Below are 16051 nucleotides of genomic sequence, written 5' to 3'. Positions count from 1 at the left end.
GGCGCGGGTTTCGGGAGTGGTGGGCGCTCCAGGGATGGCGCGGGTTTCGGGAGTGGTGGGCGCTCCAGGGATGGCGCGGGTTTCGGGAGTGGTGGGCGCTCCAGGGATGGCGCGGGTTTCGGGAGTGGTGGGGGCTTCGTGGGTGCTGGAGGCTTCGTGGGTGCTGGAGGCTTCGGAGGCGGTGGGGGTTTCGGAGGTGGTGGGGGTGCTGGCGAGGAGGGCGAGGGCGGTGTGGGTGGCGTCGATGTGGGTGAGCATCTGGGCGGCGGCTGAGTCGTCCAGGCTGCCCACGGCGGTGGGGAGGCCTGCGCAGATGCGGTCCAGCATCGACAGCACCACCGCGCCCAGCCCGTCGGCTGACGTTCCGCGGACGTCGCCGTACCGATGGGCGCGCACCAGTGGGGGCAGCGCCGCCATCAGGTGGGTCACGTCGGTGTCCGCGGCGGCACGCGCCGACATGGCCGCCAGCACCGACGGCAACGCGTCAGGCAGGTCCGCCAGCAGACACCGCTCCACCAAGCCGGTGAGGTCGGCCAGCGAAACCCCACCCCCCGAGGCCAGGGACACTCCAAACCTTGGGGTCGGGCTGCCTGGGCCCGATGGGGGCGCGCCGGGCGGGAGAACGCTGCCCGGCCATGGCGAGGGTGAAGGACCTGGGCCGGGGCTCCGTCCGGGCGGGAGCGGGCCGGTGGGCAGGGGGCTGGTACCTGTGGCGAGGGATTGGGCTCGGTGGGTGGCTGCTGCCAGCAGGGTGGTGCCCAGGGCGGCGTGTTCGATGAGGCGCAAGTCGTGCTCCGGGTGCCAAGCCAGAGTCCACGTCTCCCGGAAAGTGCCCAACCCCCACGACTCCCCCAACACCCCCCAAGGCACGTCGAGCAGCCGGAGCCGGTGCAGCAGATGGCTGCGCGCCAGGTCCAAAGGCTTGCGGAGGTCGAGGTCCAGCAGGCGTTCCTCGGGCTCGGGGCGCAGCCGGAGGCGCCGCTGCGCATCGCGCAGGTCACGCTGCAACGGGACCAATGGGGTGCCATCCCCCACGAAGCCCAGACGGTCGCTCACCACCATCCGGCGCTGGATCAGCGCCACCGGCAGCTCGTCCCCCTCACACAACACGGCCCGCACCGCGTCCGTCACCTCGCCCAACCCCGCCAACGGCCGCCCACGCAGCGTGGCGAGGGTCTGCGCCAGCCGTACCGCCTCGATGACGTGCGCGGACGAGACGGCCAACCCCTCAGACCGCAGGATCCCGGCCGCGGCGGCCAGCCACCGTTCCACGGGCCGGTCGGGCGTGGTGAACAGGTGGTGGTACCAGCCGGGCGAGGTGATCCCCGCCCCGTAGCCGCTCCACGACGCCAGCCTGCCGTACGTCCACGGGATCCAGGTCAGCTCGACCTTCACCTTCGCCATCCCCCGCAACAACGCCGCGTCGGACTGGGCCGACGGCAGCGTGGTGAGGGCGGGGACGTGCCAGGCGCCGCAGACCACGGCGATTCGGGAGAAACCCTCCTTCGAACACGCGCGCAGGACCTTGCGCATGTGCGCCTCGCGCTGCGCCTCACGCCCCGACGGGACGTGGCCCTCGCGCACGGCCGCCATCGCCGAGGCGATCACCTCGAAGGGAGTGTCGCCGCGGTGTTCGACCGCGTCCTCCCACCACCGCTCGGGGTCGTCGTACCCGGCCGCGTGGGCTAGCGTCCCGATCGGGTCCGTACGCAGCAGAGCCCGATCCGATCCCTCAAACGCGAGCGAGTGCGCAGCAGGCAGGTCGCAGAAGCGGACAGGCACCCCATAGCGCACGCCGTACAGCAACGCCTGCCACTCCGGCGAGAACTCCGCGAACGGCCAGAAAGCGGCGCGTGACGGATCCCCGGGCACGTGGGCGAGCAACGCCACCGGCGGCTCCAGCGACGGCACCAGTGACACCAGCGAGTCCGCCTCCGGCGGCCCCTCCACCAGGATCACGTCGGGACGCAGGCGCTCCAAAAAGGAAGCCACGGCACGCGCCGACCCTGGCCCGTGGTGCCGCACCCCGAGGACGGAGACGCTCATGACACCTCGCGGCAGGCTCGGTAGAAGTCGTGCCAGTCGGCCCGCTCCCGCACCACGGTCTCCAGGTATTCGCGCCACACCACCGCGTCAGAAACCGGCTCCTGGACCACCGCCCCGACGATCCCGGCTGCCACGTCGGCAGGGCGCAGGATGCCGTCGCCGAAGTGGGCGGCGAGCGCGATCCCGCTGGTCAGCACCGAGATCGCCTCGGCCGTCGACAGCGTGCCGCTGGGCGACTTGACCTTGGTGCGCCCGTCCTCGGTGACCCCGTCGCGCAGCTCGCGGAAGACGGTGACGACGCGGCGGATCTCGTCCATGCCGGCCGGCGGCAGTTGCAGGGAACGGCCGAGCTGGCCGACCCGCCTGGCCACGATGTCGACCTCCTCCTCCGCGCTGGCCGGGAGGGGCAGGACGACGGTGTTGAAACGGCGGCGCAGCGCGCTGGACAGCTCGTTGACGCCGCGGTCACGGTCGTTGGCTGTGGCGATCACGTTGAAGCCGCGCCGCGCCTGGACCTCGGTGCCCAGCTCGGGGATCGGCAGCGTCTTCTCCGACAGGACGGTGATGAGCGCGTCCTGCACGTCGGAGGGCATGCGGGTCAGCTCCTCCACCCGCGCGAGGCTCCCGGACACCATGGCGCGCATGATCGGCGAGGGGGTCAGCGCCTCCAGGGACGGGCCTTCCGACAGGAGCCTGGCGTAGTTCCAGCCGTAGCGGATCGCCTCCTCGGCCGTGCCCGCCGTACCCTGCACGAGCAGCGTGGAGTCGCCGCTGACCGCGGCCGCCAGGTGCTCGGAAAGCCAGGTCTTGGCCGTGCCCGGCACGCCGAGCAGCAGCAGGGCGCGGTCGGTGGCCAGGGTGGCGACCGCGACCTCGACCAGCCGACGCGAGCCCACGTATTTGGGGGTGATCCGCTCGCCGTCGCCCAGCAGGTAGGTGGTCACGGCCCACGGCGACAGCGCCCAGCCCGGCGGCCGCTCGCGGTCGTCGTCCTTGGCCAGGAGCGCGAGCTCCTCCGCGTACTGCTCCTCCGCGTGGGGACGCAGGATCTCCGTCACGTCAGCTCCTTCATCATCTCGGCGCGGAAGCGCAGCAACGCGGCGACCTCCTGGATCGGCGGTTCCGGCGCGGCGGCCAGCGGGTGCAGCAGCGGATCGATGCGCTCGCCCGCCAGCCTGGCCAGCTCGCCGAGGTTCCACGGCTGGACCTGGAGGATCTTCTTGAGTACGGCTGCCGCCAGATCGGGGCCCCACGGCGCTGACACGCCGCCGAGCACCATGATGAGCTGGCTGTCGAGGTCATGGGTGCGGACGAACCCGGCGGCGACCTCCTGCTGCTCGGCCGCGGGCAGCGCGGTGAGCAGGTCGGCGATCGGGTCCCAGGCGAACATCGCCCGCGCCCACACCGGGTCGCGCTGCAGCACGGCGGCGCGCACCCAGCCCAGCCGTACCTCGCCCTCCCACTCGGGAATCCTCCCGCGCAGCAGGTCGGTGCTCCACATGCCGAGCGGGGCGCGCGCGATGACCTGCTGCAACCACCACGCCCGCGCGCCCGTGCCGTGCGGCGGCTTGGCCCTGACGCCGTCGCGCTCCATCGCCGCGTCGCACTCGTGCGGCGGGCTGACCACGATCACTCCCTCGCGTACGGCGAGGCAGCGCCTGGCCCGCTCGGCCATCCGCAGGGACAGCCGCGACCCGGGCAGGCGGGTCAGCAGGTTGGCCGCCTCCTGGCGCACCTCGCGCCTGCGGTCGTCGAGCGCCGACTCCAGGAACTCCTCGTCGTCCATGGACAGCCCCTCGCCGAGCAGCGACACGAAGGCGGCCCTGTCGTCGGGCGTCTCGCGTTCCCAGGCGGCTTCGAGCAGCTCGCGGGCCGCCTTCTGGTCGGTGGCGCGCAGCTCGCGCAGGTGGGCGCGGCGGTCGGCCGGGGTGCCGAGCTCCCAGGCCTGCCCGGTGGCCTCCTCCAGGAGGTAGGCCCAGGCGGGGTTGCGCGCGGCCAGCCAGCGGCCGCGCTCGCCCGCCAGGACGCCGAGGTGGCACCTGATCGAGCGGTCCCGTCTGCCCTTCTCCAGCAGGTCGGGCAGGACGTGCGGAGGGACCCTGCGCCCGGTGGCGGCGGCCAGCTCCAGCCATTCGCCGACCAGCCTGGCGTGCTCGCCACCCAGGATCCGCGCCAGCCTGCCCGCAGCCGCGTTGCTGACCGGCTCCCTGGTCTCCTCCGGGGCTCTGGCCTGCTCGCCGGTGGCCATGGGCACCTGCCCTGCCCGGCGCCTGACGACCTCGACGGCCGCGGCTTCCAGCAGGTCTCCGTCGTACGGCCGGCGTGCCGTACCGACGAGCGCGGTCGAGACCAGGGACTCCCAGCTCACAGCGTCACCGCCAGGCCGTCGTCGGTCCACGTGGCCATGGGGATCAGGCCCTGTGGCGTCCACTCCACGGCGACCGTCACCGGCGCGCCCCCGGAGACGGCGATCAGCCGCCAGGGGTCGTGCGCGGCGGGATGCAACGGGAGCCCGCCGACGTGCGTGTTGCCTGGGATGACACCGGAGAGCACGAGCGGCCACGACTCGGTCCAGGGGTCCGCCGCGATCGTGGCGGCCACCTCGTCGAGCGCCTCCTCGACCGTGCTGCCCGGCGGCACGAAGGCGACTGCGGAGACCTCCCCCACCACCAGGGCGCGCAGGGGCGCCGCTCCCGGATAGAAGGCGAGCGCCGCGTCCAGCACGTCGCCGGCGCGGGGAGCGGGCGGATGCGGCTGGCCGTTCGGCGCGAAGGTCAGCAGCAACGCCGCCCGCCCGGAACCCCGCCCGCGCAACCACACCCGCCGAGCCACCAGCCGGTCCTGCGCCTCCTCCCGCACCCCCACGACCACCCACACGTCACGCACAGCGGGACCGGCCAGCACCCGGTCCTTGACCACCGTGAACCCCACCCGCGACAACACCGTCTCCACCAGCGGCCCGGGCAGCTCCCCCCGGTTGCGATAAGCCACCGCGAGCAGGTTGACCAGCGCATACTGCCCCAGCAGCCCGTCGGCGGGCACCCGCCCGAGCCGCGACACCATGCCGGCCACCCCGGGCGCCTGCGCGTCCACCAGCCGCCTGGCCTGCTCGGCCCAGTCGCGCTCGCCCGCTGCGGCCAGCCCGTGCCGCACCTGGTCGGCCAGCCAGCGCTCCAGCTCGGCCAGCCCGGCGGCGACCCGGGCCTCCCGTACGGAGAGATTCACCCGATGCACACTAACCACCCGCACCGACATTTCCCTCTGCTCTAGCGCGATGAGGAAAGGAGGCCTACTGTATTCAAAACTCAGTATTCATCATGTGACATATCATGGAGCCAGCGTGAAGAAAGCCCATGTCATAGCTGCTTTAAGCCTGCTCGCGACCGCCTCCTGCGCCACCGGCGGCGTCCCCGCGAAGGAGGTTCCGAAGATCAGCGCGGGCAAGGTGCAGGGCGAGATCCAGGTCTGGTCGTGGGACGTGGCGGCCAAGGCGCTGGAACGCCTCGCCCCGGCGTACGAGAAGGCCCACCCGGGCACCAAGGTCAAGGTCGTCGACATCGGCTACGACAACGCCTACGACAAGATCACCGTGGGTTTGAAGTCAGGTTCCGGGCTGCCCGACGTGATCACGCTGGAGGACACGGCGATCCCCGGCTACGCGGAGAACTTCCCCACCGGACTGGTCGACCTGACGGGCGTGGCGGGCAAGTACGAGAAGGACTTCGACCCGGCCAAATGGGCGGCGGCCAAGACCGCCAAGGGCCTGTACGCCCTGCCCTGGGACTCCGCCCCGGTCGGCCTGTTCTACCGTCGCGACTACTTCGAGAAGGCCGGCGTCGACCCCGAGTCGATCAAGACCTGGGACGACGCGGTCAAGGCGGGCGAGAAGATCAAGCAGGCCACCGGCAAGCGCCTGTTCGTCAGCGACCTGACCACGGCGGCCGGGTTCACCACGCTGCTGCAGCAGCTCGGCCAGGGCTACTTCAAGGGCGGCAAGGTCGCCGTCAACTCCCCCGAGGCCGTCAGGGCGCTCACGCTGCTCAAGACGCTGAAGGAGAAGGACCTCCTGCAGAACGAGAAGGGCTGGGACGGCCGGGTCACCGCCACCAAGCAGGGCAAGGCGGCCACCCAGCCGACGGCCGCCTGGTGGACGGGCACGCTGACCGGCGAGATGCCCGAGCTGAGCGGCAAGTTCGGCGTCATCCCGCTGCCCGCCTTCGACGAGGGCGGCGCGCGGACGAGCGCCAACGGCGGGTCGGCGCTGGCCATCACCGCGCAGACGAAGAACCAGGACACCGCCTGGTCGTTCGTCGAGTGGCTGCTGGCGAACAAGGAGCAGCAGGTCTCGATGATGAGGACCGAGGCGCTCTTCCCCGCCTACCTGCCCTCGCTGTCCGACCCGTTCTTCGACGAGCCCCAGGCGTACTTCGGCGGACAGAAGATCAACCGGCTGTTCGCCGACCAGGTCAGCCAGATCCCGCCCGTCGAGCTGACCGGCGACGACACCCAGGCGGGCGAGCTGCTGAAGAAGGCCATCTCCGCCGCCGTACTGAACGGCAAGGACCCGAAGGCGGCGCTGGACGAGGCCGCCCAGCAGATCGAGGCGGCCACCAGGTGAGGCGCGCGGCATGGGTCTTCGTCGGGCCCGCCGCGGCGCTGCTGCTGGTCTTCTTCGCCTACCCGCTGGCCGCCTCGCTGCTGCAGAGCCTGCAGAGCACCGACGGAGGCGTGACGCAGTGGGCGGGTCTGAGCCAGTACACCCGGATGTTCGGTGATCCGTTCTTCCTGCAGTCGCTGGCGAACGCGGGGCTGATCCTGGCCGTCCAGGTGCCGGTCATGATCGGGCTGGCGACGGTGCTCGCCTACGTGCTCAACCAGTCGTGGTTGCGGTTCAAGGCGACGTGGCGCGCGGCGTACTTCCTGCCCGCCGTGACGACGCTCGTGGCGTACGCGGTGGTGTTCCGCGTGCTGCTGCGTACGGAGGGCGGGGCGGTCAACCAGATCTTCGGCCTCGAGGTCGACTGGCTGAACGACCCGTTCTGGGCGCGGGTGGCGCTGATCGCGTCGATCACGTGGCGCTGGGCGGGTTACAACGCGATCATCCTGCTCGCCGGGTTGCAGGCGATCGGGCGCGAGCAGTACGAGGCGGCCTCCATCGACGGCGCCTCGGCCGGGAAGACGTTCGTCAAGGTGATCCTGCCGCAGCTCAAGCCGGTGCTGCTGTTCTGCTCGATCACCTCGACCATCGGCACCCTGCAACTCTTCGACGAGCCGCTGGTGCTGACCGGCGGCGGGCCGGGCGACGCGACGCTGACGCCGATCCTCTACCTGTACCAGGTGGGGTTCAAGCAGTTCGACTTCGGCTACGCGTCGGCGATCGCGTGGGTCGTGGTGCTGCTCATCGGAGGGTTGTCTTGGGCGCAGTTCAGGTGGTTCAAGTGAAGCGGCTGCTCATCTGGGCGCTGGCGCTCGCCGGCGCGCTGGTCAGCGTGGTCCCGTTCTACTGGATGATCGTCGCGGCCACGCACGACGGGAGCGAGCTGTTCGCCTCGCCGCCGCCGTTCCTGCCCGGCGGCGACCTGCTGGCCAACCTGCAGAAGCTCGAGGAATCCGTGCACTTCGCCCGGGTGATGGCCACGAGCCTGTGGACGGCTCTCGTCTACACGGTGCTCTCCGCGCTGGTGTCGGCGATGTGCGGGTACGGCCTGGCCAAGTACCGCTTCCGCGGGCGCGGGCTGCTGCTCGGCGTGGTGCTGGCGACGATGATGATCCCGATGCAGGTGCTGCTCGTGCCGCTGTTCCAGATGATGGCCAGCGTGGGCTGGGTGGACACCTTCCAGTCGATCATCATCCCGTTCCTGGCGAACTCGTTCGGTATCTTCCTCATGCGCCAGGCGTTCATGGAGTTCCCCGACGAGCTGCTGGAGAGCGGGCGACTGGACGGGGCGGGCGATCTGCGGATCTTCTACCGCATCGTGCTGCCCTGCGTCCGGCCGCAGCTGGGCGCGCTGGTGATCTTCACGTTCATGTCGCAGTGGAACGCGTTCATCTGGCCGCTGCTGATGCTGAACTCCGAGGAGCGTTACACGGTCCCTGTGGCGCTGAACCACCTGATCGGGCTCTCGCACGTGGACTACGCGGGGCTGATGCTGGGCGCCTTCCTGGCGACGCTGCCGCTGATGCTGGTCTTCCTGATCTTCCAGCGCCAGTTCGTGGCCGGGCTGATGGGAGGCGCGGTGAAGGGCTAGATTCCACGCTATGCCGGGTATAGAGGTGGCCGTCACGGCCGCAGGCAAGGCGGTCGCCGAGCGGGCGATGCGCGAGTGGCTGGCAACCAGGGCGTCGAAGAAGGACCGCGGGGCCGAGCTCACGGACCTCATCCAGAGCTCGTTTCGCGACCGTCTGGCCCCGCGCAAGTTCGACAACCAGTTGCAGGGAATGGCGCTGGCCGTGGAAGGGCGGCTGTCCGTCCTCTTGGCACACGAGTATCGCGGGCTCGCGGACGAAGACCGCGCCGCTGTACTGCACGAGGTCGTGCGGACGCTGCGGGCGGCCGACATGTCGGACGAAGCTCTGTTCGACGCGGATGCCGACCCGGCTCGGCTGGCCGAGCGGGTCGTCGCCGCCCTCCCGCTACCTGTCCTGGGCGAGGCGGCAGAGCGGTTGTACGGCGTGCTGCTTGCCGAGTGCGTCGAATGTGTCGTCGGCATGGCTCAGCAGTTGCCGCAGTATCTGCCGCGGGCCGCGACCGAGAGCCTGAGCAGGCTCAGCGGGCTGGCAGAGGGCATGGAACGGCTGCTGGCCCGCATGCCAGCGCGTTCGCTCGAAGCCCCGGAGGGCAGACAGGACGACTCCGCGTTCGAGCGCGGCTACCTGTCCTTCCTCAGCCGCACCCTGGATGAGGTGGAACTGCTCGGGGTGCGGGTCGAGAGCTATCGTCCGCGCACGTCGCTGAGCGTCGCCTATATCAGCCTCCGCGTCGCTACCGGCGACGCGCGGCCCAGACGGCCGCTCGAGCGCCTGCCACTGGCGGCCATGACCGATCCGCGCCACCAGGAGCCCCGGTCGACGCGCATCGAGTCCGCGCTGGCCAGGTCACGGCTCATGTTGCTGCGCGGCGAAGCTGGCTCCGGCAAAAGCACGCTGCTGCGCTGGCTGGCCGTCACGGCGGCGCGTGGTGGCTTCTCCGGCGACCTGACCGCGTGGAACGGCTGCGTGCCGCTCATGATCAAGCTGCGCAGCCATCCGGACGGCCTGTTCCCGCCGCCGGAACGTTTCGTGCACGACGTGGCCCAGGAGGTGGCCGGGCGTATGCCGCGCGGCTGGGTGGAGCGGGTGCTTAACTCCGGGCGCGGGCTCCTGCTAGTCGACGGGGTGGACGAGCTGCTGGTACGGCACCGCCCCGCCGTACGGCACGGACTGGAAAAGCTGCTCGCCGCCTATCCCGGGCTGCGGGTGGTCGTGACGTCGCGGCCCACGGCGGCGGATGCGAGATGGCTGGCCGATGAGGGGTTCTCCTCCGCTCTGCTGGAGCCACTCACCCCGGACGACCTGCGGGAACTGGTCCGGCAGTGGCATCTGGCCATGCGTGGATGCCCGAGCCTGCCGTGCGGCCCCGACGAGCTGGAGGGGTACGAGGGCGGACTGCTGGCACGCCTGGAGAGCAACCCGCACCTGCGCATGCTTGGCTCGACCCCGCTGCTGGCCGCGATGGTGTGCGCTCTCAACCTCGACCGCCGCACCCATCTGCCGCGCAGCCGGATGGGGCTGTACGACGCGGTCCTGGCGCTGCTGCTAGAGCGGCGCGACGCCGAGCGCGGGATCGGGGACGAGGTGCCGCTAGATCCCGCGCAGAAGGTGTGGATCCTGCGGGACCTGGCGTGGCGGCTGGTGTCCATGGGGCGGTCGGAGCTGTCCAAATTGACGGCGTTGCGGCGGGTGGAGCAGAAGCTGGCGTCGATGACCCGCATGCCCTATGCGGCGGCGGACGTGCTGGAGAACCTGCTACGGCGGAGCGGGCTGTTGCGGGAACCGGTGCCCGGGCGGATCGATTTCGCGCACAAGACGGTGCAGGAGTATCTGGCAGCCGGGCAGCTCGTCGACGACGAGGACGTGGAGGTGGCCGTCGAACGGGCGCACCTGGATCAGTGGCGCGAGGTCGTGGTGATGGCGGCGGGGCACGCGTCCGGGCGAGTGCGGAGAGAGCTGCTGTCAGGCCTGCTGGACCGGGCAGACGAGGGCGGCAAGCACGCGCGGCGGCTTCGGTTCCTGGTAGCCGGGTGCCTGGAGACGATCCAGGAGATACCGGTCGACCTGCGCGACCGCATCGAGAGGTGCCTGGCTTCGGTGATCCCGCCGAAGAACGCTGCAGAGGCGAGCCTGCTGGCTGCGGCGGGCGAGGAGGTCCTTCGCCGCCTGCCCGACGACCTGTCGTCGCTGTCCGAACGGAGGGCGGCCCTGGCGGTGCGCACGGCGTGCCTGATCAACGGGCGACAGGCGCTGGACAAGCTGGCTTCCTATGCGGCCGACCCTCGCTGGGAGGTCGGTGATGAGTTGATCACCGGCTGGGATTACTTCGACTCGGACGAGTACGCCCGTCGCGTCCTGTCCAAGGCGACGCCGATTACCTTCGTCAACCTGATGACCGCGCGACACGTCAAACACCTCCGCCATCTGCCCAACCTGACCGACCTCTACATCCATTCCAAGCGGCCGATCACCGACCTCTCCTTCCTCGGCGGAACCCCTCAGCTGAAGACTCTGAGCATCTCCGTCGTCGAGGTCGACGACATCGACGCCATCGGTGCGCACGGGGGGCTTCGTGAGGTCCTCCTCTACACGAAGGGTTCGCGGCGGATCGATCTGAGCCCTCTGGAACGGGTGGAAGATCTGGAGAGGCTGATCGTCGATGATGTTTTCGCTCCTCTCACAATTCTCGACTCCCTTCCGCGTCTGATGGCGCTCCGCATCGGCGTGCTACGCGACGAGGATCTCGGCCCGCTGGCCCGACAGACGGAGCTGCTAACTCTTGGGATTACCGGCGAGCACCAAACGATCATGCCATCGGAACTGACCAGCGTGCTGAAGGTCAGGAATCTCACCCTGCGCCGGATGGAAGTCTCCGGCGGCCTCGAAGCCGCCGCCCGCGCCTGGCCTTACCTCGGCATGCTGAACCTTGAGGATCTCCAAGAGCTGGATGACCTCGCGGGTCTTCACATGATGGACCTTGATCGCCTGCGCCTGGCCGCGTGCCCCAGGATCGGCGACCTTACGCCACTCCGGAGTCAAAGCAGGCTCTATGAACTCCGACTCGACGATCTGCCCATCGTCGGCCTCCACCCTCTCGCCGATCTCGACCAGCTGAAGGCAATCCACCTGACGAACTGCCCCCGGGTGGTCGACCTGTCGCCGCTCGCGAACCTGACCGCGCTCGAGACTCTCAGGCTCGGCGGCGTGGCCGACGTCGACCTCGCTCCGCTGGCGTACCTACCGAGACTCCAGGTCATCGTGCCCGGTGGCCAGCGCATCCGGGCACCCAAGGGCATGAGGATCATAGGATCGGGTGAATGGAGATGACGATCTACCCTGACGGGCCCACGTTCACGGTGGCCGATGAGGGCGAGGCGCTGGCCAGCACGCAGGACGGCCAACTCGTCCTCGACGGTCGCTTCCTGCGCAGGAACGTGCGCGGTGAGGCGGTGGCCTTCGTCGAGCGCCCGCCGATCGCCGAAGCGCTCGACCTGCTTCCCCACCCCGAGGGCGGCTGGTACCGCGAGACCTGGAAGACCCGGCACACGTTCACTCCCGACAGGTACCCGGGCGAGCGGTTCAGCGCCACCGGCATCTACTTCCTCCTCCAGCCCGGCGAGGAGTCCGCTCCCCACGTCGTGCGCTCCGACGAGCTGTGGCTCTGGCACCGGGGCGGGGCGCTGGAGCTGGTCGTCGGCGACGAGACGGTCGTCCTCGGCCCCATGGTCGAGGAGGGTCAGCGCCCGCAGGTGGTCGTGCCCGGCGGGGTCTGGCAGTCCGCGCGGCCGGCGGGAGACGAGGCGGTGCTGGTGAGCTGCGTCGTCTCCCCCGGCTTCGACTTCGCCGACTTCCAGATGCGCTAGAAGACGATCGTCCAGCCCTCACGCCGCGCCTGGTCGGCGGTATAGGCGACGCCGTGGACCTTCAGCCCCTCCGCGTCCAGGAGGGTCAGCGCGCCGCCGTCCGGGCTGAGCGGGAGGGCCGGCGTCGCGACGAGTGTGACCCCGGGCGCGAGCGACCCCGCCTCCAGGGGTACGGCACGCCCGCCGCTCGCCAGCTTCCACCCGGCCAGGTCGATCGCGCCGGGCGAGGCGTTGATGAGGGTGACGCGGACCGGGTCGAGCAGGGCGGCGACGACACGCACCGGCTCCTGCCCCGCGACCGGGCGGGACGGGCGGTCGCCGATCGGGTCGCCGGTCCTGTCGTCGGTGTGCCACGCCTGCGACTGGAACGCCAGGAACAGCGCGACGTAGCGGGACTCCGACGGCAGGTGCAGGATGAGCCCGCCGTCCTGCCAGACTCCGTTGTCCGAGGCGAACCTGCCGCTGTTGCCCTGGTTCATATGGATGTCGTGCACGCCGTTGCCGGGCAGGAACCCGAACACCTTGTCCCTGGTGCGCGGCTCGGGACCCCAGCGCTCGCCGTACACGTAGACGGCGGCCTCCTGGTCGGCGATGGCCCGCTCCACGTAGTGGTCGAGCAGGTCGGCCAGGTCGTTGTCCGGGCCGGATAAGTCCGGCGGCAGCGTACGCATCCTGGCGGGGTCGAACAGGTTGCCCCTGATGAAGTCCAGGCCCTTGGTCAGCGCGGTCCAGCCGGAGCCGCGCTTGGGCAGCTGCTCGGTCATGGGGTGCCGGAAGTCGTCGTCGGCCAGGTAGAGCAGCTCCGACGGCGCCTGCTGGGACAGGACGTTCACCGCGATCCGGTAGGAGATCCCCGCGTCGTCGGTGAGGTGGAGCTGGTAGTGCGGCGTGTCCGACCGCCCCTCGCGGCGCTTGGCCACGGCCCGCGCGGCAAGGACTCCGTAGTGGCGCAGAGGCATGGCAGATCCCTTTCACGGCATTTGCGGGACAGCCTCATCCTGTCACGAACGCCCAGGAATTCAGCCGGTAAGAACCATCCAGCACCGGCCGTCGATGAGCTCGCGCACCGCGTCCAGATGCCCCGCGTGGCAGGCCGTCTCCACCATGACGTGCAGCAGGCACTCGCGCAGGTCCTGCGCCGGTTCGTCGCCGAAGATGTCGGACGGCCACCACTTCGGCGGCGCGTCGATCGGGGTCGCCTCGATCACGGCGTCGGCCAGCGCGATCTCCCGCCGATACAGCTCCAGCACTTCGGCTGCCGGCACGTCGTCGGCGACCAGCCACCCGTCGTCCACGCCGCTGTAGTGCACGTCGAGCACCTCCTGCTCGGCGGCCACGACGCCGCGGAACCAGAACCGCTCGACGTCGATCGCCAGGTGCCGCACCAGGCCCACGCAGTTCCACCCCGAGGGCAGGACGGGGCGGCGCATGGCCGTGTCGTCCAGGCCGTCGAGGATGCCCAGGACGTGCTTGCGCTGGGCGGTCAGGAAGGAGAGCTCCATCATGCTATTTCGCGATCTCCCAGATGTGCCCGGCCGGGTCGGCGAAGCACGCCGTGCGCACGCCCCACGGGCGGTCCATCGGGCCGTTGATCAGCTTCACCCCGCGCCTGGCCAGCTCCTCGCACTTGGCGTCCACATCGTCCACGTCGATGGTGAGCTGGAACCGTGCCCCCGCGTCCCGGCCACCGACCGGCGCCGGGTCGACCAGCTCCGGCGCAGCCGTCACCCGCAGCAGGTTGACCAGGGTGTTGCCGAAGTCGAACACGGCGGACTCGTCGTCCTCGTAGTGGACGGGCAGGTCGAAGACCTCCTGGTAGAACTGCTTGGTCGCAGGCAGATCCTCGACGAAGAGGGTGATGGCCGGGAGCGTCATGTCCACACCGTATACTTTCGAACGTGTTCGAAGCAAGAAGCACCTACCACCACGGTGACCTGCGCGAGGCTCTCGTGCGTGCCGGGCTGGAGATGGCTCGCGCCGAGGGCGCACAGGCGGTCGTCCTGCGCGAGGCCACCAGACGGGCAGGTGTTACGGCACGCGCCGCCTACCGGCACTTCGCCGACCGGGAGGCGCTGGTGCGCGCGGTCGCCGGGGCGGCGCTGACCGAGATGGCCGCCACGATCACCCGCTGCCAGGCGGGCGCTTCGGACGGGCTCGCGCTGCTGCGCGGGGTCGGTGAGGGTTACATCCGCTTCGCCCTGGACGAACCGGGGTGGTTCGACGTGGCCTTCTTCGCGATGGGCGATCCGGTGCAACCGTCGCGCTCGCCGTACCACCTGCTGGAGGAGGCCCTGCGGCTCCTGGTCGGGCCCGACCGGGTGGCGGGCGCGGCGATCATGTGCTGGTCGGGGGTGCACGGGTTCGCCACGCTGGCCACGCGCGGGCCGTTGCGCGCGCTGCCGCGCGCCGCGATCGACGCGCAGGGGCGGGAGCTGGTCGACCAGCTGTGCGACAACGTCCTCAGGTAACTCACCGGTAGGGCTTGAGCAGGGTGTCGAGGAGGGCGGGCAGCGGCGGCCAGGGAAAGTCCGGACGATCCCGGCGAAGGCTGACCAGCCCGTGCAGCGAGGCCCACAGACAGATGGCCTCATACTCCGCGTCCCCGCCCATGCAGTCTTGTACGGCTTCGCGGAGCAGGGCCAGCGCCCGCAGGCCGTGCAGCTCGTCGAGCTCCCATCCCGTCATGCCGGAGGTGCCGAACAGGATGCGGTAGTGGGCGGGATGCCTGAGCGCGTAGTCGCAGTAGGCAAGACAGATCGCCCTCAGCCTGCCGTACGGCTCCGCCCTCGTCTTCGCCGCCGTCTCCTCAAGGTCGGCGAGCAGCTCGGCGAACCGTTCCTGGAGCACCGCCGAGACCAGGGACTTCTTGTCCGCGAAATGCAGATAAACGCTCTGCGGCGCGACCTTCGCCTCCCTGGCGACGGCGCGCAACGAGAGCGCCTCCTCGCTGCCGAGCGTGGCCAGCAGCTCCCCCGCCACCCTCACGAGCTCGGCCCGGAGCAACTCCCCCTGCCCCCGCCGGTTGGGCACGCGCTTCTGCTCCATGGTTGACAAATATAGCCAGACGGCTGTCCACTGACAACCATCAGTAGACAGCCGTCTTCCTATGGAGCCCCCATGCCCACCACCACCGTCCGCCGCATCGTCCACGCGAGCACGTTGATCGACTTCGACGGCGCCCAGATCCTCACCGACCCCTGGTTCTCGGAACGCCGTGGCTACCGGCACGGCGAACCCCGCTGGCTGGACTCAGCAGCCGACCTCCCCGAACTCGCCGGGATCGTGATCAGCCACGCCCACTACGACCACTGCGACCTCCCGGCCCTGGCCGCGTATCCCCACAAGAACGTCCCCTTCGCCGTGGTAACCGGCCTCGCCGCAAAGGTCCGCGCCGCAGGCTTCCCCAACGTCGTCGAACTCTCCCCCTGGCAGTCGACCCACCTCGGCCCGGTGAAGGTGACCGCCACCCCCGCCCTGCACGGTGTCCCCGAGGTCACGTATGTCCTCGAATCCGCGGGATCCAGCGTGTATTTCGGCGCCGACACGCTGCGCATCACCGAACTCGACGAGATCGCCCGGCGCTTCCCGGAGCTGGACCTGGCGTTGCTCCCGATCAACGGCCTGCGCATCCGCCCGGCGATGAACCGCCAGGTCGTGATGAACGCAGCCGAGGCCGCCGACCTGACCGCCGCATTACACCCGAGGCTGGCCGTACCCATCCATTACGCCTTCACAGCAGGCCCGGTGGGCGACCGCCTGTTCCTGAAGATGGACCGCGCCCGCCCGGACCTCTACCGGGCCGCAACCGCCGACCTGGCCCCCGACACCACCGTCCACATCCTCCCCCCAGGCCAACCCCTCACCCTCTGAGCTCGCAGCCCCTGCGACAACGG

15 protein-coding genes are annotated in these 16051 nt (G+C 70.3%); 7 read left to right on the top strand and 8 right to left on the bottom strand.

What is annotated here, in order from left to right; all coding sequences use genetic code 11:
* The 4 genes from ACIBG8_RS33545 to ACIBG8_RS33530 all read right to left on the bottom strand — a co-directional run.
* Positions 1–2046: DUF5682 family protein (locus tag ACIBG8_RS33545; RefSeq protein ID WP_397347077.1), on the bottom strand; the 2046-nt coding region annotated here is incomplete at its 3' end.
* Complete coding sequence (locus tag ACIBG8_RS33540) at positions 2043–3104, bottom strand: AAA family ATPase (protein WP_397347076.1); 1062 nt, start codon at positions 3102–3104, stop codon at positions 2043–2045. The genes ACIBG8_RS33545 and ACIBG8_RS33540, both read right to left, overlap by 4 nt.
* Positions 3101–4414 (bottom strand): DUF5691 domain-containing protein, encoded by a 1314-nt coding sequence (locus tag ACIBG8_RS33535; RefSeq protein ID WP_397347075.1) that lies wholly within the window; start codon positions 4412–4414, stop codon positions 3101–3103. The genes ACIBG8_RS33540 and ACIBG8_RS33535 overlap by 4 nt, the downstream gene beginning before the upstream one ends.
* The gene (locus ACIBG8_RS33530) at positions 4411–5271 is read right to left on the bottom strand and encodes a hypothetical protein (protein WP_397347074.1); all 861 of its coding nucleotides are present in this window, start codon (positions 5269–5271) and stop codon (positions 4411–4413) included. Before ACIBG8_RS33530 ends, ACIBG8_RS33535 begins: the two co-directional genes overlap by 4 nt.
* 115 nt (positions 5272–5386) lie before the next feature.
* Here ACIBG8_RS33530 and ACIBG8_RS33525 point away from each other — a divergent pair, with 115 nt between their 5' ends.
* The 5 genes from ACIBG8_RS33525 to ACIBG8_RS33505 are packed head-to-tail and all read left to right on the top strand — an operon-like array spanning position 5387 to position 12158.
* A complete protein-coding gene (locus ACIBG8_RS33525) occupies positions 5387–6664 on the top strand; it encodes an ABC transporter substrate-binding protein (RefSeq protein ID WP_397347073.1) in 1278 nt (425 codons plus the stop codon).
* Positions 6661–7488, top strand: coding sequence for a carbohydrate ABC transporter permease (locus ACIBG8_RS33520; protein ID WP_397347072.1), 828 nt, complete (start codon positions 6661–6663; stop codon positions 7486–7488). Before ACIBG8_RS33525 ends, ACIBG8_RS33520 begins: the two co-directional genes overlap by 4 nt.
* Positions 7485–8294, top strand: a complete 810-nt coding sequence (locus ACIBG8_RS33515) for a carbohydrate ABC transporter permease (protein WP_397347071.1) — start codon at positions 7485–7487, stop codon at positions 8292–8294. Before ACIBG8_RS33520 ends, ACIBG8_RS33515 begins: the two co-directional genes overlap by 4 nt.
* Positions 8295–8319: 25 nt before the next feature.
* Positions 8320–11622, top strand: a complete 3303-nt coding sequence (locus ACIBG8_RS33510) for an NACHT domain-containing protein (protein ID WP_397347070.1) — start codon at positions 8320–8322, stop codon at positions 11620–11622.
* Positions 11613–12158, top strand: a complete 546-nt coding sequence (locus ACIBG8_RS33505) for a cupin domain-containing protein (protein WP_397347069.1) — start codon at positions 11613–11615, stop codon at positions 12156–12158. Before ACIBG8_RS33510 ends, ACIBG8_RS33505 begins: the two co-directional genes overlap by 10 nt.
* Here ACIBG8_RS33505 and ACIBG8_RS33500 read toward each other — a convergent pair.
* Genes ACIBG8_RS33500 through ACIBG8_RS33490 form a run of 3 tightly spaced genes read right to left on the bottom strand, consistent with a single transcriptional unit; the run spans position 12155 to position 14033 of the window.
* Positions 12155–13117, bottom strand: coding sequence for a DUF2278 family protein (locus tag ACIBG8_RS33500; protein WP_397347068.1), 963 nt, complete (start codon positions 13115–13117; stop codon positions 12155–12157). The two genes, ACIBG8_RS33505 and ACIBG8_RS33500, sit on opposite strands and share 4 nt — an antisense overlap.
* A 60-nt stretch (positions 13118–13177) precedes the next feature.
* Complete coding sequence (locus tag ACIBG8_RS33495; protein WP_397347067.1) at positions 13178–13663, bottom strand: DinB family protein; 486 nt, start codon at positions 13661–13663, stop codon at positions 13178–13180.
* Position 13664: 1 nt separating this feature from the next.
* Positions 13665–14033, bottom strand: coding sequence for a VOC family protein (locus tag ACIBG8_RS33490; protein ID WP_397347066.1), 369 nt, complete (start codon positions 14031–14033; stop codon positions 13665–13667).
* Between the two features lie 23 nt (positions 14034–14056).
* On the opposite strand from ACIBG8_RS33490, the gene ACIBG8_RS33485 reads away from it, so the two are divergent.
* Positions 14057–14626 carry a TetR/AcrR family transcriptional regulator gene (locus ACIBG8_RS33485; RefSeq protein ID WP_397347065.1) on the top strand — a complete coding sequence of 190 codons (570 nt, stop codon included), beginning with the start codon at positions 14057–14059 and terminating at the stop codon, positions 14624–14626.
* Position 14627: 1 nt separating this feature from the next.
* Here the strand turns inward: ACIBG8_RS33485 and ACIBG8_RS33480 are convergent, their stop codons facing one another.
* The gene (locus ACIBG8_RS33480; protein ID WP_397347064.1) at positions 14628–15203 is read right to left on the bottom strand and encodes a TetR/AcrR family transcriptional regulator; all 576 of its coding nucleotides are present in this window, start codon (positions 15201–15203) and stop codon (positions 14628–14630) included.
* Between the two features lie 72 nt (positions 15204–15275).
* Between ACIBG8_RS33480 and ACIBG8_RS33475 the strand changes: the two genes are divergently transcribed.
* A complete protein-coding gene (locus ACIBG8_RS33475; protein WP_397347063.1) occupies positions 15276–16028 on the top strand; it encodes an MBL fold metallo-hydrolase in 753 nt (250 codons plus the stop codon).
* The last annotated feature ends 23 nt before the right edge of the window (positions 16029–16051 follow it).

Source organism: Nonomuraea sp. NPDC050556 (assembly GCF_044457355.1).
GTDB lineage: Bacteria > Actinomycetota > Actinomycetes > Streptosporangiales > Streptosporangiaceae > Nonomuraea.
The sequence above is the reverse complement of the archived record's forward strand: the minus strand, read 5'-3'. Positions and strand labels throughout refer to the sequence as shown.

Coding starts and splice junctions, on each gene's coding strand:
- ACIBG8_RS33505 (WP_397347069.1), top strand. CDS start 11,613: ATGGAGATGACGATCTACCCTGACGGGCCCACGTTCACGGTGGCCGAT.
- ACIBG8_RS33500 (WP_397347068.1), bottom strand. CDS start 13,117: ATGCCTCTGCGCCACTACGGAGTCCTTGCCGCGCGGGCCGTGGCCAAG.
- ACIBG8_RS33495 (WP_397347067.1), bottom strand. CDS start 13,663: ATGATGGAGCTCTCCTTCCTGACCGCCCAGCGCAAGCACGTCCTGGGC.
- ACIBG8_RS33490 (WP_397347066.1), bottom strand. CDS start 14,033: ATGACGCTCCCGGCCATCACCCTCTTCGTCGAGGATCTGCCTGCGACC.
- ACIBG8_RS33480 (WP_397347064.1), bottom strand. CDS start 15,203: ATGGAGCAGAAGCGCGTGCCCAACCGGCGGGGGCAGGGGGAGTTGCTC.
- ACIBG8_RS33475 (WP_397347063.1), top strand. CDS start 15,276: ATGCCCACCACCACCGTCCGCCGCATCGTCCACGCGAGCACGTTGATC.